Here is a 23,036-nt window from a genome sequence, read left to right on the forward strand (position 1 = left end):
GTTCCCTCCGATGATTACGCTGCATCCGCAAAGCCCGCTGCCGGTGCTTGAAGGAAGCCCCGCTTCTTTCAGCGTTATGGCTACAGGAATGGGGCTGACGTATCAGTGGCAGGTGGACACGCAATCAGGCTTCCAAAACCTGCCTGGCGAGACGAACGCCACGCTGAGCATTCCGGCCGCTTCGATGGGCATGAACAACAATAAATACCGTGTCGTCGTATCGGGTATGGGCGGCCAGCCGGTGACATCAAATGAGGCGGTGCTGACGGTGCTGCCGATCATTCCGACGTTCCCTCCGGCGATTACGGTACAACCGCAAAACGTGCCGCCTGTGTCTGAAGGTGCACCGGCAGTTTTTGCAGTTGCGGCCACGGGAACGGGACTCACGTACCAGTGGCAGGAAGACAGCGGCATGGGCTTCCAGGACATGCCCGGCGAGACGAACGCCATCCTGAGCATTCCGGCCGTTTCACTGGGAATGAATGATTACAAATACCGCGTTGTCGTATCAGGTACGGGCGGCCAGCCGGTAACATCTCATGAGGTGATCTTAACGGTCATTCCGACATTCCGGGCACCGGTCATTAAGGAGCAGCCTGCCGGCAAGGCAGTGGCCGAAGGCGGTATGTTCAAGCTTTCGGTCGAAGCTTCGGGACTCAGCCTGACCTATCAATGGCAGGTGGATACGGGTTCGGGTTTTGTGGGAATTCCTCACGAAACTAACCGCTCTCTCAGTGTGCCTTCCGTAACGAAAGCGATGAACGGCTTTAAGTACCGCGTCGTCATAGCGAATCCGGGGAACCAGCCGGTAACGTCCGAGGAGGCGCTTCTGACGGTGTACACCGTTCCGTCCGCTCCTGTGAACGTGAGCGCCGCGGCGGGCAACGGACAAGCCGTCGTTTCCTTTACGGCACCGGTCTCCGACGGCGGCAGCGTCATCACCGGCTACGAAGTCACCGCTTCGCCCGGCGATAAAGTCGTGAGCGGTACGGCAAGTCCGATCACGGTGACCGGGCTTGCGAACGGAACCGCGTACACGTTTACCGTTAAAGCTCTTAACGAGGCGGGCGGAAGCGCGGCTTCGGCTCCATCGAATTCCGTCACCCCTTATGCTCCGTCAAGCGGCGGAGGCGGTGGAGGCGGAGGTTCTACGGAATCGAGCACGCCGACGCCGACCACACCACCCGTTACGGAAGTACCTGCCGGCGACGGAGCCGATATCCTCGTGAATGGGAAAACCGAACGCGCCGGAACCTTGAAGTCGTCCGAAGTTAACGGACAATCTGTTCTGACGATCATAGTCGATCCGAAGAAGCTGGACGATAAGCTGGCGTCCGAGGGCCAACATGCCGTCGTGACCATCCCGCTTGCGAAAGATAAGAAAGCGGATGTGCTCATCGGCGAACTGACGGGCCAAATGGTGAAAGCCATGGAGCAAAAGCAGGCGGTCGTTAAAATCTCCGCCGGAGACATCATTTACACGATTCCCGCGGAGCAAATCAATGTCAGCGTCCTGTCGGGACAACTCGGTAATCCGGCATCCCTGGACGCTATCAAAGTGCGCATCGAAGTTGCCGCTCCGTCCAAGGAAACGCTGAAAATCGTCGAAAATTCGGCTTCCACCGGGAATTTCACGCTGGTAGCGCCCGCCGTTAATTTCGCGGTTACCGGAACTTACGGCGGCGCAACGGTTGAAGTGTCCCGTTTCAACGCCTACGTAGAGCGTATGATCGCCATCCCGGACGGCGTCGATCCGGGCAAAATCACGACAGGCGTTGTCGTGGAAGCGGACGGTACCGTCCGTCACGTGCCGACCCGTATCGTTAACGTGGACGGGCACTATTTTGCGAAAATCAACAGCTTGACGAACAGCACCTACTCGGTGGTCTGGCATCCGGTGGAATTCAAGGACGTTGCCGGACACTGGGCGCAGAATGCGGTCAACGATATGGGCTCGCGCATGGTCGTGAGCGGTGTCGACACCGGCACGTTCAATCCCGATACGGCGATTACGCGTGCGGAGTTTGCGGCCATCATGGTGCGTGCCCTGGGACTTAAACAGGAAAAAGCGTCCGCGCCTTTCTCGGACGTGAAAGCAGCGGATTGGTACAGCGCCGCGGTTCAGACCGCTTACGCGCACAATCTCATTGTTGGTTTTGAAGACGGAACGTTCCGTCCGTCCGACAAAATCACCCGTGAACAAGCTATGGTCATCATGGCAAAAGCGATGAAGACCACCGGCCTCCGGGACAAGCTGCCGTCCAAAGAAGCGGCGGAATCGCTGGCTCCTTATGCGGATGCCGCAGCGACTGCCGAATGGGCGAAAAGCGGCGTGGCCGATTGCCTGCAGGGCGCAATATTTGCGGGCAGAACCGCCACGGAGCTGGCTCCGAAAGCGTCGATTACAAGAGCGGAAGTCGCCGCCATCGTGCAGAGACTTCTTCAGAAATCCGAACTGATTTAAGAAGAGGAGAGTTATTCCTACAGCGGTCTTGCAGACGGCTGGGGAATGACTCTTTTTTTGTGCAAAAAGATAGAAGGCAAGGACATGAATTTTTAACGGAGCGGTTGACTTCAAAAAATGGAATAGGTACTATAAAACTAGGAATTAGCACTCAAGTCAACGGAGTGCTAACTATGATCTTGCGGAAGGAGATTCACTCATGGCCAAGAAGCAGTTTAAAGCGGAATCCAAGCGTTTGCTGGAAATGATGATCAACTCGATCTATACCCAGAGGGAAATCTTTTTAAGAGAGCTGATTTCGAATGCCAGCGACGCAATCGACAAAATTTACTACAAAGCCCTCACGGACCACAGTCTGGAGTTTAACGCCGACCATTACTTCGTTAAATTGAAGGCTGACCGGGGAAGCCGCACGCTGACGATTACCGATACGGGGATCGGCATGACCAAAGAGGATCTTGAAAATAACCTGGGCGTGATCGCCAAGAGCGGTTCGCTTGCGTTCAAAAAAGAAAACGAAGCCAAGGACGGCCATAACATTATCGGGCAGTTCGGCGTCGGTTTTTATTCGGCTTTCATGGTGGCGGACGTCGTTACGGTGATCTCCCGGGCGCTGGGCAGCGAGGAAGCGTTTAAATGGGAGTCCAAAGGCGCGGACGGCTACACGATTGTGCCTGCCGACAAAGAAACGGTCGGAACCGAAATCATTTTGAAGATTAAAGAAAACACCGAAGACGACAACTACGACGAGTATTTGGAAGAATACCGCTTGAAAGCGATAATCAAAAAATACTCCGATTTTATCCGCTATCCGATCAAGATGGACGTGTCCGGACGCAGGCCCAAAGAAGGCAGCGACGACGAATTCGAAGAATATCAGGAAGAGCAGACGATCAACAGCATGGTTCCGATCTGGCGCAAAAACAAAAATGAGCTGACGACGGAAGACTATGAAAACTTTTATGCGGAAAAACGGTACGGATTCGACAAGCCGCTCAAACATATCCATATCAGTGCGGACGGCGCCGTCGTATATAAAGCGATTCTGTTTATCCCGGAAAGTACACCTTTCGATTATTACACGAAGGAGTACGAGAAGGGCCTGGAGCTGTATTCCAACGGCGTGCTGATTATGAACAAGTGCGGGGATCTGCTGCCGGATTATTTCGGTTTTGTAAAAGGGATGGTCGATTCGGAGGATCTGTCTCTGAACATTTCCAGGGAAATGCTGCAGCATGACCGCCAGCTTACGCTGATCGCAAAAAATATCAAAAACAAAATCAAGAGCCAGCTGCAAAGCATGCTCAAGGATGAGAGAGAGAAATACGAGCAGTTCTACAAGTCTTTCGGCCGGCAGCTCAAGTTCGGTGTCTACAATGACTACGGCACCCATAAGGACGATCTTCAGGACCTGCTGATGTTCACCTCTTCCAAAGAGAAAAAGCTCGTCACACTCGATGAATACGTATCGGCCATGCCGGAAGACCAGAAATACATTTACTACGCGTCCGGGGAGTCGATTGAGCGCATCGAGAAGCTTCCGCAAACCGAGATGGTCCTCGACAAAGGCTATGAGATTCTGTACTTCACCGACGATGTCGACGAATTCGCCATTAAGATGCTGATGGCCTACAAGGAAAAAGAATTCAAATCTGTGTCCAGCGGCGATCTCGGAATCGAGCCGGACGCGGCGGACAAGCAGACGGAAGAAGAGGAAAACGACAGCAAAGATCTGTTCGAGACGATGAAAACGATCCTGTCGGACAAAGTGAAGAACGTCAAAGCGTCCAAACGTCTGAAATCCCATCCGGTCTGCCTGTCCACCGAAGGCGAGCTGACGATCGAAATGGAGAAAATTTTGAAGGCCATGCCGAACGGACAGGAAGTTCAGGCCGACAAAGTGCTGGAAATCAACGTTAACCATGACGTTTTCCGCTCCCTTAAAGAAGCGTATGCGAACGATAAAGACAAGCTGAACCTGTATACCAATCTGCTGTACAATCAGGCTCTTCTGATCGAAGGTCTCCAAGTGAACGACCCTGTCGAATTTACGAACAATATTTGCAAAATCATGGTCTAAGCCGCATGCGGTTCAGACAAAAAGGCCCGTTCCTTCCGGAACGAGGCCTTTTTTTGTGTGTTTGGGCGGGAGGGAAACGGTACAGGTAAGCGCAAGTTGAAAGCATAAGCAGGTGTAAGCATAAGCGTAAGAAGTGCAAGTATAAGTGCAGGTATAGGTGCAAAATACAAGTGCAAGTGCAGGTGCAAAATACAAGTGCAGGCACAAGTGCAGGTACAAGTGCAGGTACAAGTGCAGGTACAAGTGCAGGTACAAGTGCAGGTACAAGTGCAGGTACAAGTGCAGGTACAAGTGCAGGTACAAGTGCAGGTACAAGTGCAGGTACAAGTGCAGGTACAAGTGCAGGCATTGGGATACCGCAAGCCGCCCCTTTCCTTCCGGTTGTAAAAAAGGCGGGCGAAGCTGCCTGAGGTTTCCGGGACGCTGCCCGTTAAAATTGATTCGGCGTGTATGTCTGGCTCTCTGTCGTACCGCCCGTCATATGATTCCGCCGTTGAAGCTCGTGGACGCCCATTACAACGGCGATCAGTTCGAAGCTGTCCAGCAAGGGCGAATCGTTCCTCAGACGGAAGCACCGGATTGGAGCCAGCCGTTCACCTGGCGGAACTCGGCGGCGAGAGCGCCCGATGCGTCCCGGATCGTATAGTGTTTGGACAGGAGCGGCGATTCAATGTCGAATAACCCGCGCCTGCCGGCATCGTATTCGTATTTTTTAGCCAGCAGCGTAAACCGGGGACGCAGTACACCGAGCATGTTTCCTTGGTTGTCCGTAATCTCCCATTTTCGTCCTAGGGATAAGAGCCGGAACGAGCCTGAACATACCTTGCGCCCGCCGGTATCCAGCACGGATAAAGACGAACTTAACATGTGCTTCATATCCAGCGTACCGGCAGGAAGACCGCTTGCCTCCAGAATAGGACTTTTACCGGAACTGAAAAAATTTTCTTTAAAGTAAAGTTCCATTTTTCGATCACTCCTTCCAAAAACAAGCATTTCCTTTATTTACTGCATACGGCATGAAGGCGAAAAGGTTCCGTTCAGGGCTGATCCTCCGGAGGAGGCTTTCCGGCTCATAAAACGAGCCAAAGCTGGGAATAATTTAGTTGTCCCGGACTGTTTAGTTACACCGGACGAACAGTACACCTTTGAATAACTGATCTCCGGAGGAACCGATGACCTATACGAACGAACAACTTTGCCGGAAAGCGCGGGAGCTTGCGCTGCAGCACGTAACGACTCTGCCGCGCACACGGCCTGCTCATATCGAAGAACATTTTACGAAAGACATAGAAAGCTTGAGGGAATTTGTACGTTCCCTCCAGACGGTTCATGCCGGCTGTACCCAACCGGCCGAGCAATGGCTGCTGGACAATGCTGAATTTATCGAAGAGCAGGCCCAGGAAGTCAGGGCTCTGCTGCTTCAGGACGCGCCGGGCCGGATGCCGAGACTGCGCGGAAACGGAATTCTCCGAATCCAGTCCATGATGGAAGATTATTTAACGCATGTCGAGGGGATTTTGAGTGAGGAAACGATTCTCGCCTATATCCACGCCTACCAGGAAGTGAGCGCTTTAACGCTGACCGAAGCCCGTTCGGTGCCGCTCATTCTGCGCGTGGTTCTGGTGAAAAAGCTGGCGGAAACGATGGCTTTCGTCCGGGAACGCCGCGAAGTCTGCATAGACGTCGGACGTGTCCTCTCACGGATCGAGCCGGCCGGCTTAAGTCCCGAAACGGTCCATGCCGGATTGGAGACAACGGGGTTGACGCTGCCTTTGCCGGGCCCATGGATCGTCCATTTAATCGGCCACCTGCGGGAATGGGCCGGAGATACCGCTTCGGTCCGGGAATGGCTGATTTGCAGCTATGAAAACGGGGCGGAGGACTTGGACCGCGTCGTTTCTTACGAGCATCAGCTTCAAGCGGCCTATCAGGTACGGGCGGGGAGTATTATCACCAGCCTGCGCAAAAACGAGCGCTGGGACTGGAACGATCTGTTCGAGCGGATCAGCCTGCCCGAGCGGACGCTTCGGCTTGAGCATACGGGCGTGTATCCGCTGCTCGACGCATACAGCCGTAACCGGATTCTCGCCGAAGTGGAGCGGCTTGCCCGCCGTCTCCGGGTGCCTGAGAATCTGGTTGCGGGCCAGGCGGTAGCGCTGGCCAGGGAAGCGGCGGCGAGAGCTGAAGCCGCACTAGCCGGTTCCGGCGGGCCGCCTGCGTCGGGGCCGAGCGCGGCATCGCCTGAGGCGGACCGCCCGGCTGCGGGGGCTGGCTCTGCGCCCGTAGAGGCGTCTGCGCCGGCACGAGCAGCCGATGCGTCAGCCGCAGGCATTAGGGCCGCTAAGGCAGATGCGTCCCTTCGACAGGCGCAAGCCGCGGAAACAGGGGGCTCTTCCGCCTCAAGCGGTGTCCTCATTCTCCATGAAAATGGAGAAGTTACAGCGCCTCTGGCCGCGGGGGAGCGATCCCGCCTGCAGTTTCCTTCCTATTATTTGTTCGAAGCGGAAGGTGTACAAAAGCTGATTGCCTCCCTGCGGAAATGCAGTTCCCCCCGGACAATGCCGGAGAAGGCCCTGGCCAAGCGGCCGGCCGGCACTTATTTCGCCTCGATGCTCGGCTTGTTCGCTGTGCTCTGGCTTATCGCGGCCGCATGGATCGGAAGCGGGTACGGTCTATCCGCTTCCGCCTGGGCAGCCGTTCTCGCAGCTTTGCTCTTGCCCGTGAGCGAATGGGGAATGACCTGGCTGCATTTCGGCATTGAGCGGATTTGCCGGCCGCGTCCTCTCCTCCGGTACGATTTCTCCGCCGGTGTGCCGGCGGAAGCCGCCACGATGGTGGTTATACCGGCGATCTGGTCGTCGCCCGACGAGGTAGCCGAGCTTGCCGACCGCCTGGAGGTTCACTATCTGGCAAACCGCGACACTAATATTCACTATGCTCTCTTGGGCGATTTTACGGATGCACTGGATGAAAAGCTTCCCGAGGACGAACGGCTGGTCCGCTTTGCCGAAAATAAAATTCGTGCGCTTAACGAAAAGTACTCCGCGGCAGGCGGAACGACGTTTCATTTATACCAGCGCCGCAGACTTTGGAACCCCCGTGAGGGTGTGTATATGGGCTGGGAGCGCAAACGCGGCAAGCTGGTCGAATTCGTGGAGCTGCTGAAAGGCAGCGGCGAGACCAGCTATGCGGTGAAAGTCGGCGATGCGTCCGTTCTTCCTCATATCCGGTATCTGATCACGCTGGATGCGGATACGCAGCTTCCGATGGGCAGCGCGCAGCGGATGATCGGCACTCTGCATCTGCCGTACAACCGTCCGCGCTTGAACAAGGCCCGGACACGGGTCGTGGAAGGCTACGGGGTGCTTCAGCCCCGCATCGGGATCAGCCACGATTCGGCGATGCGCTCACGGCACGCGTATTTCTGGTCGGAGCCGGGCATGGACCCCTATGCGTTCGCGGCTTCCGACCCTTACCAGGATGCGCTGGGCCAGGGTATTTTTACGGGAAAGGGCATCTTCGATGTGGATGTTTTCGCCGAACTTCTGTGCGAACGGATTCCGGACAACACCGTACTCAGCCACGATCTGCTGGAAGGCGGTTTTATGCGTGCCGCCTTGTTGTCCGATATCGAGCTGATCGACGATCATCCGGCCAAGTTTGTTTCCTACCAGAAGCGGCTGCACCGGTGGGTACGCGGAGACTGGCAGCTGTTGTGCTGGCTTTTTGCCAGCATCTGCGACCGCCGTGGAGTGCTGCGGCCCATTGATTTATCTTTTCTGACCCGCTGGCAAATGCTCGATAACTTGAGGCGAAGCCTGCTTCCACCCGCGATTTTCATCCTGTTCGTTCTTGCCTGGACCGTTCTCCCGGGTTCTCCGTGGCGCTGGTCCGCCGTACTGCTGGCGACAATGTTTTTACCGCTGCTACGGCAGTTGTTTATGCTCCACCGGGTTTATGGGCAGCGGAGGCGGCTGCTGGCAACGGGCCTGCATGTCCTTGTACAGATTTGGACGCTGCCTTTTCAAGCGGCTGTGCTGCTGGACGCGATCGGCCGAACGCTGTACCGGATATTGGTCAGCAAGCGCCGGCTTCTGGAATGGACAAGTTCGTCCCACATCGAGCGAAAAAGCCGGGAACAGCAGCACACACCGCTTCTTCAAGCGGGCTGGGGCTATGCGTTCATTATTGTGTTTGCACTTGCCTCGGCTGTGCAAACCTCTGCGTCTTTGCTGTGGGCGGGCCTTGCGCTAAGCCTGTTCTGGGCGCTGGCTCCTCTTGCCGTTTCATGGCTGGACCGGCCGGTGGCGCGGGAAGAAGCACCGCTGGGAGCGGAGGAACAAGAGAAGCTCCGGGTGCTGGCGAGACAAATCTGGTCTTTTTATGAAGACTATGCCGGCCCCAAGGATCATTACCTGCCCCCGGATAATGTCCAGGTAGACCCGCCGAACGGGGTGGCTCACAGGACGTCCCCGACCAATATCGGCTTTTTGCTGACTTCGGCGCTTGCCGCACGCGAATTCGGTTTTATCGATACGCCGAAGCTGGTTGAAAAGCTGGAAAATACGATCGGCACGGTCGAAAACCTCGATAAATGGCACGGTCATTTATACAACTGGTACGACACGCTGACGCTCCAAACTTTGCCGCCGGCCTATGTATCTACCGTCGATTCCGGAAATTTCGTTGCAAGCCTCATGACCGTTAAGCAGGGACTGGCAAGCTGGCTGAAGCAAGAAGCGGAAAAGCAAGGCGGTTTTGCGGGGATCAGGCCGTCTGCGGCAGGAGCTTACGGTACAGAATTTGCCGTTGATCTGGAGCAGAATCCGTCGGGGGAATCCGCACTGAACGGGTTAGGCGAACGAGCCGGAAAAGGCAGGGAGGACGGCGTAAACGGCATAGATGGCGAAAACCGTGAAAACTGTGAAGACCAAAGCCATGCGGACCAAAACCATGCAGACCAAAACCATGCAGACCAAAACCGTACAGGCCATCAAGCAGGCCAAAACTCCCGAATCGGCAGCGGCCCGGCAGTCCTCGCGGTTGGCGAAAGCAAGCCTGAGCAGATTGTTCATGCGGCTCCGATGAACCTTCCGAATTGGCTGGTTCGAGGGGAGCAGCTCCTCCAGCGGATCGAAACGCTCATAGCGGCGACCGATTTTACGCAGCTTTACGATCACAAAGCGAAGCTGTTTGTTCTCGGTTATCATGCCGCGACAGGGGAGCGGGACAGCATTTTGTACGATCTGCTGGCGTCCGAAGCGAGGCAGACGAGTTTTGTCGCTATCGCGCTGGGCCAGGTGTCCGTATCCCACTGGATGGCGCTGGGCCGCACGGTTAAGCTCCAGGGGAACAATACCACGCTTATTTCATGGTCCGGCACGATGTTTGAATACATGATGCCGTGGCTCATTATGCGGACTTACCGCAATACGCTCTGGGACAGCACCTACCGGGGCGTCGTCGAGCGCCAGATGGAATACGCCCACGAACGGGGCGTCCCGTTCGGCATTTCGGAATCGGGCTATTACGCGTTCGATTACCAGATGAACTACCAGTACCGGGCATTCGGCGTGCCGGGACTCGGCTTCAAGCGGGGGCTGGAAGAGGATCTGGTTGTCGCGCCTTACGCGGCGGTTATGGCGCTTCCGTTTGCCCTCCGGGAAGGGCTGAAGGACCTGGACCGGATGGAGGAGCTTGGAGCGAGGGGCAAGTATGGCTTCTATGAAGCGATCGATTTTACGGCAGACCGAATGCCGCAGGGGGAAGACTGCAAAATTATCCGCAGCTTTATGGCCCATCACCAGGGCATGAGCCTGCTGACGATCGCGAACCTTTTGCTTCCCGTTAAAATGTACGACTATTTTCACAGCGACAAGCGCGTGCAGGCGGCCGAGCTGCTCCTGATCGAGCGCATTCCGCCGCGCGAGTCGATGCTGTCCCGTGAATTGGCCGGAAAGCCGCGGATTCAAAAGCCGGAAGCGGAACGAACGCATTCCGTGCCTGAGAACGCAGCGGCCGATACGCCGGCGCCGGAAGTGGGCGTCCACTCCAACGGTACGTTCACGACGGCCGTCACCAACAGCGGAAGCGGATTTATCCGCTGGAACGGACTGGCCGTTTCCCGCTGGCGAGAAGATCCGGTGGGGGACCCGTGGGGCGTGTACCTCTACATCCGCGACGTTACCCGGGAGAAAGTATGGTCCCCGACGTTCCAGCCCTGCCGCGTTCCTTCGGACTCTCAGAGTGTACGCTTCTCGCAGGAGCGTACGACCTTCCGGCGCGAAGATGACGGCATGGAGACCGTTCTTGAAATTACGGTCTCGCCCGAGATGAATGCTGAGGTGCGGCGGCTGACGCTGGAAAACAAAAGCGGCGAGGCACGCATCCTCGAAGTGACGACGTTTCTTGAAATCGCTCTGGCCCTGCCCGATGCGGATAAAGCTCATCCGGCTTTCACGAAGCTGTTTGTCGAAACGCAGTTCGAGGAAGAGACGGGCTGCCTGCTTGCCCGCAAACGCCCGCGGAATGCGGGCGAGAAGTCGCTCTGGGCCTTTCACAACTTAGCGGCCTTCGGCGCTGCCTTGGGCCCGGCCGAGTTCGAGACGGACCGGGCTGCCTTTATCGGCCGCGGCCACTCCCTTGCAAGGCCGAAAGGGCTCACCGCCCGCCTGGAGGGGACGGTCGGTTCCGTCGCCGATCCGGCCTTCGTCATGCGCCGCCGCATCTGTCTTAAACCTGGCGAGAGCATTCGGCTCTGCGCGGTTACTGGCGTCGCGGATTCCAAGGAACAGAGCCTGGAGATGGTCCGGCGGCTTTCCGATGACCGTCAGGTCGACAGAACCTTCCAGCTCGCCTGGACCCGCAGCCAGATCGATCTGCAGCATCTGCATGTGACGCAGGCGGAGGCTTCCGTCTACCGGGCGCTGGCGGGCCGGGTGCTCTACACGGGGCCGCTCGGGCCCGAACAGGCGGAGAGCATAGCGGCCAACAGCAAAGGGCAGCAGGGGCTCTGGGCATACGGAGTTTCCGGCGACAGGCCCATCGTGCTGGCGAGAGTTGCCGAAAGCGCAGATCTGCCGTTTGTGCAGAAGCTGCTCGGAGGCTTCGAGTATTTGCGGCGGCACGGGCTGTTTTTTGATCTCGTGCTGTTTAACGAATCTCCGGGCGGGTATCAGCAGGAGCTGAGGGATGCCCTCGTCCGCTTGTCGGAGCAGGCAGCCGGGAACCCGGGCGCCGCCGGCCAGGGCGGCATTCATGTCGTTCCCGCTTCCGCAATGCCCGAAGAGGATAAGACGCTCCTGCTTGCGGCGGCGCGGGTTGTCCTCCGTGCGGACGGGCCGAGCCTGCGGGCGCAGTTGAAAATCTGGCCGCGCAAGGAGGCCTACGATGTGCCGCTGCCGGTTTCGGCTGAAATAGCCCCGAATCCACTCGTTCCGGATGCTTCAGCAGGCTACGGCACGGCTGAGGCTGTCGGCACAGTGGGCGCAACCGCCTTCTCCGGTACGGACGAAGTTTCGGCGGAGGCTGCCGGCACAGACTCGGGCACCGTCGCCTCCGGCACAGCCGGTAGTCCCGGCACGGTAACCGCAGCCGGCGCGGAATCAACCACAGCCTCCGGCAAAGCCGCGGCCTCCGTTGAAGCGAACGATACCGCAGCGGCCGCAGCCGGTGTCTCCGGCATCATGGGGGAGGCCGCCGGGGCGAAACCTGCCGCCGACACCCTGTTTTTTAACGGATGGGGAGGCTTTTCTCCGGATGGCCGGGAGTACCGGATCACGCTCAAAAACGGGGAGCATCTTCCGGCTCCGTGGATTAACGTGATGGCGAATCCGCGGTTCGGCTGTCTGGCCTCCGAGCTGTATACGGGATACACGTGGTGGCGCAACAGCCGGGAATGCAAGCTGACCCCGTGGTCGAACGATCCCGCCCTGGACCCGCCGGGCGAAGTCTTTTATATCCGCGATGAAACAAACGGGGACTATTGGCAGATGACGCCTTCCCGGCGGCAAGACGACCGGTCCGTATATCGGGTGGCTCACGGCAGGGGATATTCGCGTTATGAGCATGAAAGCAGGGGGATACGACAGCAAATGACGGTATTCGTTCCCCTGGAGGATCCCGTCAAGATTATCGAAGTGAAGCTGCGCAACACCACATCTCATAATAAATCCTTATCCGCTACCTACTATGCGGAATGGGTGCTGGGCGTCCAGCGGGAAGGGAACGCCTCCTTCGTTCTGACCGATTGGGACGGCGAGGCGGACAGCCTGATCGCCCGCAACGCCTATCAGGAAAACTTCCGGGATGCCACCGCCTTCCTTACAGTGCGCGCCGGTGGAAGCCATGTATCCTGGACGGGAGACAGGCTTGAATTTATCGGCCGCAACCGGACGATTGAAGATCCGGCCGCGATGAGCCGCCTCGACCTGTCGGGCGTGACCGGCCCCGTTTATGACGGATGCGGCGCCGTGCGGACGAAGTTTGAGCTGGAACCGGGCGCCGTGCGGACGGTTTATATTCTTCTGGGCTGCGGGGATTCCCGCGAAGAAGCGGTGAGGCTGGCCCGCAAGTACGGGGAGCCTGAGGCTTGTACGGCCGCTTATGAGGAGATTCATGCGTTCTGGGAAGGTCTGCTTGGAACCGTGACCGTTTCCACCCCTGTGCCGGAAATGGACATAATGCTGAACAACTGGCTGCTGTATCAGACTTTGGCCTGCCGCATGTGGGCCCGTACCGCATTCTATCAGGCGGGAGGAGCTTACGGGTTCCGGGACCAGCTTCAGGATTCGCTGGCTCTGCTCAACAGCCGTCCGGACTTGACCCGGGCCCAGATTCTGCTTCACGCGTCCCATCAGTACGAAGAAGGGGACGTCCAGCACTGGTGGCACGAGGAGACGCACCGCGGTATCCGCACCCGTTTCTCGGATGACCTGCTCTGGCTGCCTTACGCCGTATCCCGGTATATCGATCATACGGAGGACCGGAGTATTCTCGATGAAACTGTGCCGTTCCTGACCAGTCGGCTTTTGGGACCGGAGGAACACGAACGCTACGAGGAAACGGTCCTGTCCGGCAGCAGCGGAACGATCTTCGAGCACTGCCTGCGGGCAGTGGAACGGGCTCTGAAATTCGGGGAGCACGGGCTGCCTCTGATCGGCATCGGCGACTGGAACGACGGCATGAGCATGATCGGTCCCGAGGGCCGGGGAGAGAGCGTCTGGCTCGGCTGGTTCCTTGGAGATGTGCTCCAGGGCATGGCCGAACTTTGCGGAATCCGCGGTGAAGAAGAGATGGCCGAACGTTTCTGGAGCGGACGGGAGAAGCTGGCCGCGGCGCTGAACGAAAGTGCCTGGGACGGCCAGTGGTACCGCCGCGCCTTTACGGATGCGGGCCAGTGGCTCGGGTCGATCCACAATGCGGAATGCCGCATCGATTCCATCGCCCAGTCCTGGTCGGTCATCTCGGGCATGGCTCCGGACGATAGGTCCCGGCAGGCCATGAATTCATTCGACCGGGAACTTGTCGACCGGAGCTTGTCCGTCGCTCATATTTTGACCCCGCCTTTCGATAAGACCGATCCGAGTCCCGGCTATATTCAGGGCTATCCCCCGGGTATCCGGGAAAACGGCGGACAGTATACGCACGGCGTGATCTGGAGCATTGTCGCCTGGTGCGGACTGGGGAACGGGGAGAAGGCGCTGGAGCTGTTCCAGATGTTCAATCCCGTCATGCATACCAAGACGGCAGCGGAGGTCCGGAAGTATGTCGGCGAACCTTATGCCATGGCGGCCGACGTATATACGGAGCCGCCGCATAGAGGTCATGCGGGCTGGACCTGGTATACAGGCGCCTCCGGTTGGATGTATCAGGCGGGGCTGGAGTGGATTCTCGGCATCCGGCGCCGGGGCGCGAAGCTGTATATCCGCCCCTGCATTCCTCCGGAATGGCCGGAGTTCAAGGCTGTCTACCGTTTCGGGGAATCCGAATACCGGATCACGGTCCTTAATCCGTCGCGGAAATCAAGCGGGTATACGCGGCTGACGTTCGACGGACAGGAAGCGGACGGAGATTTTTCTTCCGGCGGCCCTTTTGTTCCGCTGGCAGACGACAAACGTATCCATGAGGTTGTCTTGACTTTGTGAACGGAGGGGAGAAAGTCCCCTCATAAAATGACGATTCGAAACCTAAACTATTCAAGTTGTTAACCATCAACCTAGCGGAGGGATTTCACATGCAGCAGCAAAATTATTTCAACAATCAGATCCAGCAAGGAATACCTAACTTTAACCACGGCGGCCACGAATTTTTTGACATGCACGAGGTGCTTTCCGGCACGATCAACGTCCTCGACCAGTTTATGCTGTTCCGGACTTTCGTCAAAGACCCGGAGCTTCTGGACATCATTGACCGCCAGTACAGCTTCATTCTTTCCCAGTACAACCTCACCGCGGAATGTTTCGCGACAGGCCGCAAGCCGAGCCACGAGACGTCCACGTATATGATGCAGCAGCCGACCAACATTCAGTACGGCATCAAGCCGAGCCAGCCCAAGAAGCCGAACCAGTCTCTGGCGGACGTGAAGGACGCGGGAATCAGCGGCCATATGCTCGGACTGATCAAAACGCATGCGGCACTTCTGACTATGTCCGCTCTGGAAGTTACGAACCCGGTTGTCCGCCGCGTGCTTGCTTCCCAGGTTCAGAATTTCGTCGAACTGGCCTATGAGATTTTCCTGTATCAAAACAAACATGCGTACTACCAGGTGCCCCAGCTGCAGCAAAACGATATGCAGAGCATGCTGAACACGTTCGTACCGACGCCGGGCTACCCGCAATCGCCTATCGGCAATCAAGGCATTCCGGCGAATTTCGCTCCGCGCTACCAGTAAAAATATAAGAAACCCGGCTGCGGTTCTCTGAACCTTACCGGGTTTCTTTTTTGTTCACGAGGGGTCATTTTTGGAATTTATTTTTCATCGCCATAAACGGGCACCGCGAAGGGGACGTTTCATCGTCCCGCAGGAAATACTGTTTCCACTCCTGATTGTCCGGCTGGCCGTACCATTTTAAGGAGGCATGCACCGGTACATCGTCGTAGGCCGCGAGTTTTTCACGGATCATTCTGCTGATGTTCCGGCCGAACGCGGTCGTTTCGTTGATTTCGTCGAAAATCCAGCGGGGCTGGAACGCGATGAGGAACGAAGAAAAATGCCGGCTTCTGCGCCGTCCGTGCGCAGGTGTCGCGCAGAAAGCGAAATAAGGCTCACCCGCGAAACAAAATTCCCATGTGGACGTCCCGGGGTCCTGCGGGATATCTCCGGGCCAAGGGGCCGGATCTTTGTCGTGCAGCCGGTTGAGAAGAGACCAGAAAAGGAGCTCATACTCCCGGACGTCCGCTGTATTCGTCAAATCCTCCGGCGTCTCGTAGAAGATAACGAGCGAAGCGTATCTCCCCGTTTCACGCGCACATTCGCCATATGCGCTAAGAAGCTCAGCCGTATCCGAAACGGCCCGGTCGGTTCGGGGATCGGGTGCAAAGCCGTACCGGAGATTGTTCGAGACGAAGCCTCTGTGTCCGGGTACACACGGATACTCGCTGCCGGGTCCGGCAATCATCGCGGCGAATTCACCGAACGCCGTCCGCTGCCATTCCGGAAGCCCCGCCCCGTGCTCCTCGATCCAGATCTTGCTGCGAAGTTCTGCCATCTTCACACCCTCCCTCTTTACACAAACCAGTGTATGAAGACAGACGGGAATGGGTGTATGCCCTGCGGCACACTGTTATTCGGGGCAGCAAGGGATCAGCCCGCAAGCATCAGAAGAGCCTGATAGCCGAAATAAAGTCCGAACATGATGAGCGAGATTCCTGCGAGCAGGGAAGTGATCTGAAGAATCAGACGGTTGCCGAATCTGTGGAAAGAGCTTGCGATGAGAGCCATCGAGACATCCCAGACCATAATGCCGACAAATATGCCGAGGCTGTGCCAGAGCGCCTGGCCGGCGCTGTGGCTCTGCGAGCTCTGGGCAAGGATGGAGCCGTATATACCCAGCCAGAAAAGGATGGTCAGCGGACTCGTAAGCGCCATAAAAAAGCCGGACCGGAAAGAACTCATTTCGGACGGAGACTCGCGCATCTCGCTGCTTTCCCTAATCTTGAGGCTTTTAAGAGTAACGATTCCCGTATAAAGAAGAACAAAGCAGCCGAACAGCCAGAGGAAGGTTTTCATAAAGGGGGTATCGAGGAAATGGGCAACGCCGAAATAAATCAGCAGCATGTAAAAAAGATCGGCAAACATCGCGCCCACTCCGACGAGCCAGGCGTGAAGAAAGCCGAAACGGACACCCTTTTCGAGCTGGGCGGCATTGATGGGTCCTACAGGCGCGGACAGCGATATGCCAAGCACGATATAGGTCAAGAAGGCATTCAAAAAGCAACACTCCCCTTAGAAATGGATGACAGGTACAAGCGTACAAGTCATTGTATTCAGGGGATGTCCCGCTTAGAAGAATTTACAAAATTTCCACATCGATCGGTGTGCAGACGTAACCGTTGCAGATGCTTTCCGACGCCGGACAAGCCGACATCGCGACGAGCAGGTCGGTTTCCGCGCGCAGGTCGATATAATCGCCGGCTTTGGAGAGCGGCCTTTTAACCTCGATGGAACCGTCCGGCTGAATCACTGTGTGCATAAACAAATTGAACGGATAATGCTGCTCCGGAGGCTCGATGCCGAATTGGGCGATGGCCCGGTTCAAATTGTGGTAACAGCACAGATGATCTTTTTTCTGATACGTGAACTCGTACATTTCCGGCCGGCAGGCGGAGTTGATAAAATCATGCTGGCCTACGGTATCGGCCACAATGGTGAGCAGCGGCGTATACCGGGTGGAATACAGAATATCGCCGGGCGCCACTTTCATTTTGCGCAGGGCATCCATGGTGACGGTCGGATCGAATTTCTCCGCGGGATCGTCCGCCCGGAAGGCTGCGATATCGGCAACCTGCTCGCCTTCCACGTCCGTGATCCGCACGGTCTGGCCTTTGAGCAGCCGGAATCCGAGCCCTTCGGTTGCGGGTATCCGCCATTTTTGTGTGGACAAATCGGTCCTCCTCCTTTGTATGGAAAGATTTTATTAGTATGGCTTGGACCCAGCGGAGGTATTCGCCGTTTGTCTTCAATCGGAGGGTTAGAAAAGCCGGCCTGAAGGTTGTAGAAAGGCCCCGTTTTCCGCCTATAAAGCGAGGGGCTGCGCCCTGAATATTTAAGGGGAGTGAATCTGAATGGCCTATACCTTTTCGACGGTTACCGCATCCAACAAAGTGAAGCTTTACGCGATTAAAACAAGTCCCAAAAACATTTATATCAAATCGATCGGCGCATCGAGCGTGGTCGGACAGACGGCTTACGGAGTAAACGGCGGGTATTTTTACGACGGGACCCTGCTGCAGATAGCGGTGAACAACAATATTCCCGTGGCGCCTAGCCGGTTGACGGCATCTTCCTGGACGGGAGCGGCTCCTCGCAGTATAAAGTGGCCGAAGGCTCCTACGGCGGTTCGGATGCCACGCCGCGGCTTGTTTATCAGATGGTCGCTTTGAGGGGCTGACATATATGTAGATTTTTTGAACTTCCGAACAGAATACTAAATTTTATTTATAATTATATTAAAAAATCCAATAAATACCTTAAAAGACTCAAAGTAAGCGCTTTTGAGTCTTTTTTTGTTTACAAATAGCGAAAATTCTAAAACATTCACCTATTAGAGTTAGATAATCGGAGAAAAATGGAGGAAATTTTTAGTAAACGTGTGATGTATTCGCTTTATCGGTTCTTGTAAGAGTTTTACACTACTACTAGATTAGACTAAATTAGATAAAAAGAACTACATTTCCAGAAGAAAGGAGATTATCGGATAAATCCTTTAACGCTGTAATGCGTGCCTTAACCGGAGGAGACCTATAGACAAAGAGAAAAGATAGGAGGAGTAGAGAGATGCAGATACTGTTATACGTAACGACCCTCGTTTTTCTGGCGTTTCAGCTCTTGTATACCTTTATTCCGCTGCTGTTCAGCAAGGTAAAGAAGCTGGAGGAAGGCCTGGAGGAAAAATCGATTTCCGTTCTTGTGCCGGCCTACAACGAGGAGCTGACGATCCGCAATTGTATCGAAGCGATGGAGGGCCTGAAGTACCGGAATCATGAAATCATCATTATCAACGACGGGTCGAAAGACGCCACTCTCCGGAAGCTGCACGAGCTGCTGGATCTGCAGGAAGACGACCGCCAGGTCATGCAGGAATTAACTTATCAGCCGGTTCGGGCCTTTTACCGGTCCCGGCAGTATCCCCATATGTATGTCATCGATAAGCACAACGGCGGCAAAGCCGACTCCCTCAACGCCGGAATCGATTACGCCCTTTCGGACATCGTCATTACGCTGGATGCCGACTCGATGCTGGAAGGGAACTCCCTTCAGTATGTGAACCAGTATTTCCACGATCCCGATGTAATGGCGCTGGGCGGTACCGTCAAGATTGTCCAGGGCGCGGAAAGGAAGGACGGGCGGATCCTGGAGAGATTTACCGGCAAAGGACTTATCAAAAGTCAGATCATCTCCTATATTCACGGATTCTATGTCAGAAAGCTTACCCAGTCTGCGCTTAACTCGATCGTGGTCATTTCCGGCGCTTTCGGCGCTTTTTACAAAGAAGTGCTGATCCAAGTGGACGGGTTCAGGAGCACAGTCGGCGAGGACATCGATATCACGCTGAAAATCCACGAATACCTCAAAGCGAACGGGCTTTCGAAGAAGCTCGTGTACGCCCCCGAAGCCGTCTGTTACACCGAATGCCCCGAGAATATGCCGAACTTCTACAAACAGCGGATCCGCTGGCAGAAAGCTTTTATCGACTGCATCCTCATTTATTGGTCGGACCTGCCCCGCAAGTTCAATCTGGGCGTCCGGCTGTTTTTCGCCATTGACGGCTTTGTATTGGGAACGCTGACGGCGTTCACGACGTTCGTGTATTTGTTCCAGCTGCTTATAGCGGGGGACGGCATATGGATGGCGCTGCTTATCCTGTCGGCGACCCTGCTCATTAACGCCATTCAGATTATCATTGCGCTCGCGCTGTGCAAGAAATACGGGAGCACCTACACGCTCAAAGACTACATCCGCATGTTTATTTTCAGCCAGCTCGAACTGCTGACATACCGGAACGTGCTGCTCTATATCAACATTGTGGGGACATTCAAATATTTCGATAACGACGAAGGCTGGGGGTATGTCGAGAGAAAAGGAATCGCGTCCATCTCCCGCAACGTAACCGCCGCGCCTGCCGCACCCGCTGCAGCCCCACTATCCCAGAGCTAACGGAGGAAACCTTATATGAACAACGCAGTGCTCAAAACGAACCGGATCATTTACATCGATCTCCTGCGGATTCTTTCGATTCTCGCCGTGATCATTTTACATATTACCGCCACCCTGCTGACCAGCACGAACGATTTCGATACCGCCTCCTGGTGGGTGAGCAACTTGTTCAATTCCGCCGCGCGTTTCGCGGTGCCCGTCTTTTTTATGATCAGCGGAGCGATGATTCTGCGGTCGGAAGTTAAATCCTACAAAACGTTCTTTCTGAAGCGCATCATGCCGCTTGTCGTTTCGCTCGTAAGCTGGTCCCTCATTTACAGCATTTTCACCCAATATTATTTGCAGAAAAGCACGATGGGAGCGGGGGAATTCCTGCTCAGCTTCGCTTACAAATTCATGCTGGACCGCAACTATATCCACCTGTGGTTTCTTTATGCGATCATCGCTATCTACCTGACGGTGCCGCTCATCAGCCGCTTGGTTAAGGCTTGCACCGAGAAGGAGCTTAGGTATTACCTGCTGCTCTGGTTTACCGTCAGCATCGCGTACCGCTTCATTACGGACAGCGTGCTGCGGATTACATCGGAAAGCCTGTACGTGCCCATCATGAACATTCCGTTGTTTATGGGGTATCTCGGCTATTTTATCCTCGGCTATTACTTGTTCCATTACGAAATATCGCTCAGGCTGAAAAACATCCTGTTCAATCTGGGAATCGTCTCCTTCTTTCTCACGCCGGTGGCCACGTATTTCGCTTCCGCGTACAGCGGGGTGCTGGACGAAATGTTTTACGGCAATTACTCCGTCACGACTTTCTTCATGGCGGCCGGTCTCTTTATTCTTTTTAAAGAAAAGGATGCCGCGATCAGCGCCAGAGTCAACGACAAAGTCAAACGGCTCGTCGGCTCCATTTCCAAAGCGAGCTTCAGCATTTACCTGATTCACCTGCTTATCGAAATTATGGTCTCCCGGAGAACGGAGGTAGAAGGAAGCCTGGTCGAGACGACCGTCACGCTTCTGTTTAACCTCGGCGCGGTTTTTGTGGTCAGCTATCTCCTCGTCAAAATCCTCAATCTTAACAAACTGGTGACGAATGTCTTATTCGGAGGAAAAGGATAACGATGAAAATACACCTGTATACGAAGCTGTTCGTCGCGCTGCTGATTTCCGGAATGGGCCTTTACTTTTATAACACCACCCAGGCCAAAGACCATAAAATCAATTCCGTCTACGTCATTCCGACGGGGGACAATCTGGCCGAAATCAACTTCGAGGAGAAAAAGATCGACATCGCGTTCCTGGCTTTCGCCCAAATAGGGGACAAGTACAAGGTAGCGTTCCATAAAGACGAAGCCGCGGATGCCGAAATCAAGGAGAATATCAAAAAGCTCAAAAAAAACAACCCGAAAACGAGCCTTGTGCTCGCGGTAGGAGGATACGGGGCGGACGGTTTTTCCGACGCCAGCCTGCAGGAGAACCGCCAGACGTTTACCGACAACATAGTAGCCCTGGTCAAAGAGCTCGGCTTGGACGGCGTCGATATCGATTGGGAATACCCGGCCTCGGATGCCTGGGGAACGCAGAAATCCCGCAGCGAAGACACGCAGAACTTCACCTACCTGATGAAGGAACTGAGAGAGAAGCTGAACCGGCTTCCGCATAAGAACAAGAAGTATATCCTGACCTTCGCGTCGGGGACGCAGGACTGGTACTTCAAGAACGTCGAGGTTAAAAAGGTTGAAAAATACGTTGACTACATCAACGTCATGAGCTACGACCTGACCGGCAAATGGTCGGATACGACGGGGCTCAACTCCAATCTGTACAAGGATGCGGAGAATAAATCCATAGACAGCGTGGACAGCATCGTGCAGCTGTATCTCAGCCACCAGATCGATCCGGCCAAGCTGCTGCTCGGAGTTCCCGCGTATTCGTACGGATGGGAAGACGTCAAGAGCGACGGCGACGGGGCGTTCTCGCCCGGCAAGCCGATCGACATCGACAAGACCGATCTCAGCTACAAGACCATCGAAGAGAAATACATGAACAAGAACGGGTTCAAACGGTATTTCGACGAGAAGGCCAAAGCCGCTTATTTGTACGACGGCAAAACGTTCATTTCGTACGAAGATAAGGAAGCGCTCCGGGAAAAAATCGCCTATATCAAGGCGCATAATCTGGGCGGCGCCATGGTCTGGGAATATTCCCAGGATGCGGACGACGGGCTTGTGAAGTTCCTGGGCGACCATTTGAACGAGTAGGAAAAGGGAACGGCGCTTCAGAAGCGTACGGCCCCGGGCTGTCTCTTAGGAGGCAGCCTTTTTTGTATCGGGGAGCCGGGTTCAATGCAAATGACACCGCGGCTATATTCGTGGAGTAAATTTCCGGCCGATAATATTGCCGTCCTTATAGCCGTCGTCCCCGAAGAAATCTTTTGCCAGATGCATGTATAAGCGGGGATGAACAAGCGATAAAGGTTCCGATTCCGAAGGTTGGTAATCTTGAAGGGAAGCATAACGGCTCAAGGCTTCTTCTCTTACATAAAGCAGGATGTTTTGTGCGTACCACCACTGGACATGAGCATTTTCCCAGACCTGACTGCGGATACAATCAATAGCGACAAATCCTTTTTTGTTAAAAAGCTCCGCCCAGTAGCCCGGCCACTGCTCGTTAATATGATTTCTTCCCCCCTGATAAGGAATAGCCGCGGAGAATAAAACGGCATCCCCGTGAGAAACGAGGGTATTTACATAGGTCTCGGCGGAAGTGTGGGGCAGGTGTTCGCCGACCTCCAGGGAAACGACCAGATCATACTGCTTCCCGGAAGAAAAAAACGTGGCAAGATCATGTTTTCTGAAATTCTCTTTCGGTATTTGGAGCATGTCCTCATTCACATAATCACCGTCTACCCCCAGGATTTCCCCGACTCCGCGATCTTTAAAAACGGAAAGCCAGGCACCCGTGCCGCACCCGATGTCGATGACGGATTCCGGGTTAATAAGGTCCAAGAGAATAGGAACTATCTCGCAGGCCGATTTCCTGGACCCATCCTGCTGTGACTTAAAAAAATCCGAGTTATAAACGGTTTCGTTCATTGTTCTCACCACTCCTTTTCC

13 protein-coding genes are annotated in these 23,036 nt (G+C 55.3%); 8 read left to right on the top strand and 5 right to left on the bottom strand.

Annotated elements, in window-relative coordinates; translation table 11 throughout:
- A partial coding sequence (locus C4S74_RS19695) for an S-layer homology domain-containing protein (RefSeq protein ID WP_258042549.1) occupies positions 1 to 2,464 on the top strand: 2,464 nt, incomplete at its 5' end.
- A gap of 199 nt (positions 2,465 to 2,663) precedes the next feature.
- Positions 2,664 to 4,544 (top strand): molecular chaperone HtpG, encoded by a 1,881-nt coding sequence (gene htpG, locus C4S74_RS19700; RefSeq protein ID WP_103996989.1) that lies wholly within the window; start codon positions 2,664 to 2,666, stop codon positions 4,542 to 4,544.
- A gap of 561 nt (positions 4,545 to 5,105) precedes the next feature.
- Here the strand turns inward: htpG and C4S74_RS19710 are convergent.
- Positions 5,106 to 5,507: a hypothetical protein gene (locus C4S74_RS19710; protein WP_258042550.1), complete on the bottom strand. Its 402-nt coding sequence runs from the start codon at positions 5,505 to 5,507 to the stop codon at positions 5,106 to 5,108.
- Between the two features lie 209 nt (positions 5,508 to 5,716).
- Here C4S74_RS19710 and C4S74_RS19715 point away from each other — a divergent pair, with 209 nt between their 5' ends.
- Entirely contained in the window at positions 5,717 to 14,689 is an 8,973-nt protein-coding gene (locus tag C4S74_RS19715; RefSeq protein ID WP_103996990.1) for a GH36-type glycosyl hydrolase domain-containing protein, read from the top strand.
- Positions 14,690 to 14,778: 89 nt separating this feature from the next.
- Positions 14,779 to 15,435: a spore coat protein gene (locus C4S74_RS19720; RefSeq protein WP_103996991.1), complete on the top strand. Its 657-nt coding sequence runs from the start codon at positions 14,779 to 14,781 to the stop codon at positions 15,433 to 15,435.
- A gap of 64 nt (positions 15,436 to 15,499) precedes the next feature.
- On the opposite strand, the gene C4S74_RS19725 is transcribed toward C4S74_RS19720, so the two are convergent.
- The 3 genes from C4S74_RS19725 to C4S74_RS19735 form a co-directional block, all read right to left on the bottom strand.
- The gene (locus C4S74_RS19725; protein WP_103996992.1) at positions 15,500 to 16,252 is read right to left on the bottom strand and encodes a YqcI/YcgG family protein; all 753 of its coding nucleotides are present in this window, start codon (positions 16,250 to 16,252) and stop codon (positions 15,500 to 15,502) included.
- Between the two features lie 95 nt (positions 16,253 to 16,347).
- Positions 16,348 to 16,974 carry a LysE family transporter gene (locus tag C4S74_RS19730; protein ID WP_103996993.1) on the bottom strand — a complete coding sequence of 209 codons (627 nt, stop codon included), beginning with the start codon at positions 16,972 to 16,974 and terminating at the stop codon, positions 16,348 to 16,350.
- 82 nt (positions 16,975 to 17,056) lie between these two features.
- Positions 17,057 to 17,647, bottom strand: coding sequence for a DUF1989 domain-containing protein (locus C4S74_RS19735; RefSeq protein WP_103996994.1), 591 nt, complete (start codon positions 17,645 to 17,647; stop codon positions 17,057 to 17,059).
- 181 nt (positions 17,648 to 17,828) lie between these two features.
- On the opposite strand from C4S74_RS19735, the gene C4S74_RS19740 reads away from it, so the two are divergent.
- The 4 genes from C4S74_RS19740 (at position 17,829) to C4S74_RS19755 (ending at position 22,181) form a co-directional block, all read left to right on the top strand.
- Positions 17,829 to 18,146 (top strand): hypothetical protein, encoded by a 318-nt coding sequence (locus C4S74_RS19740; protein WP_258042551.1) that lies wholly within the window; start codon positions 17,829 to 17,831, stop codon positions 18,144 to 18,146.
- A 394-nt stretch (positions 18,147 to 18,540) separates the two neighbouring features.
- The gene (locus C4S74_RS19745; protein ID WP_103996995.1) at positions 18,541 to 19,920 is read left to right on the top strand and encodes a glycosyltransferase; all 1,380 of its coding nucleotides are present in this window, start codon (positions 18,541 to 18,543) and stop codon (positions 19,918 to 19,920) included.
- 15 nt (positions 19,921 to 19,935) lie between these two features.
- Positions 19,936 to 21,039: an acyltransferase gene (locus tag C4S74_RS19750; RefSeq protein WP_103996996.1), complete on the top strand. Its 1,104-nt coding sequence runs from the start codon at positions 19,936 to 19,938 to the stop codon at positions 21,037 to 21,039.
- A 2-nt stretch (positions 21,040 to 21,041) separates the two neighbouring features.
- On the top strand, positions 21,042 to 22,181 hold the full coding sequence (locus C4S74_RS19755) for a glycoside hydrolase family 18 protein (RefSeq protein ID WP_103996997.1): 1,140 nt from the start codon (positions 21,042 to 21,044) through the stop codon (positions 22,179 to 22,181).
- A gap of 102 nt (positions 22,182 to 22,283) precedes the next feature.
- Here the strand turns inward: C4S74_RS19755 and C4S74_RS19760 are convergent, their stop codons facing one another.
- Positions 22,284 to 23,015 (bottom strand): bifunctional 2-polyprenyl-6-hydroxyphenol methylase/3-demethylubiquinol 3-O-methyltransferase UbiG, encoded by a 732-nt coding sequence (locus C4S74_RS19760; RefSeq protein WP_103996998.1) that lies wholly within the window; start codon positions 23,013 to 23,015, stop codon positions 22,284 to 22,286.
- Positions 23,016 to 23,036 lie beyond the last annotated feature (21 nt).

The sequence above is a fragment of the Paenibacillus sp. UNC499MF genome (assembly GCF_900107975.1).
Taxonomy (GTDB): domain Bacteria; phylum Bacillota; class Bacilli; order Paenibacillales; family NBRC-103111; genus Paenibacillus_F.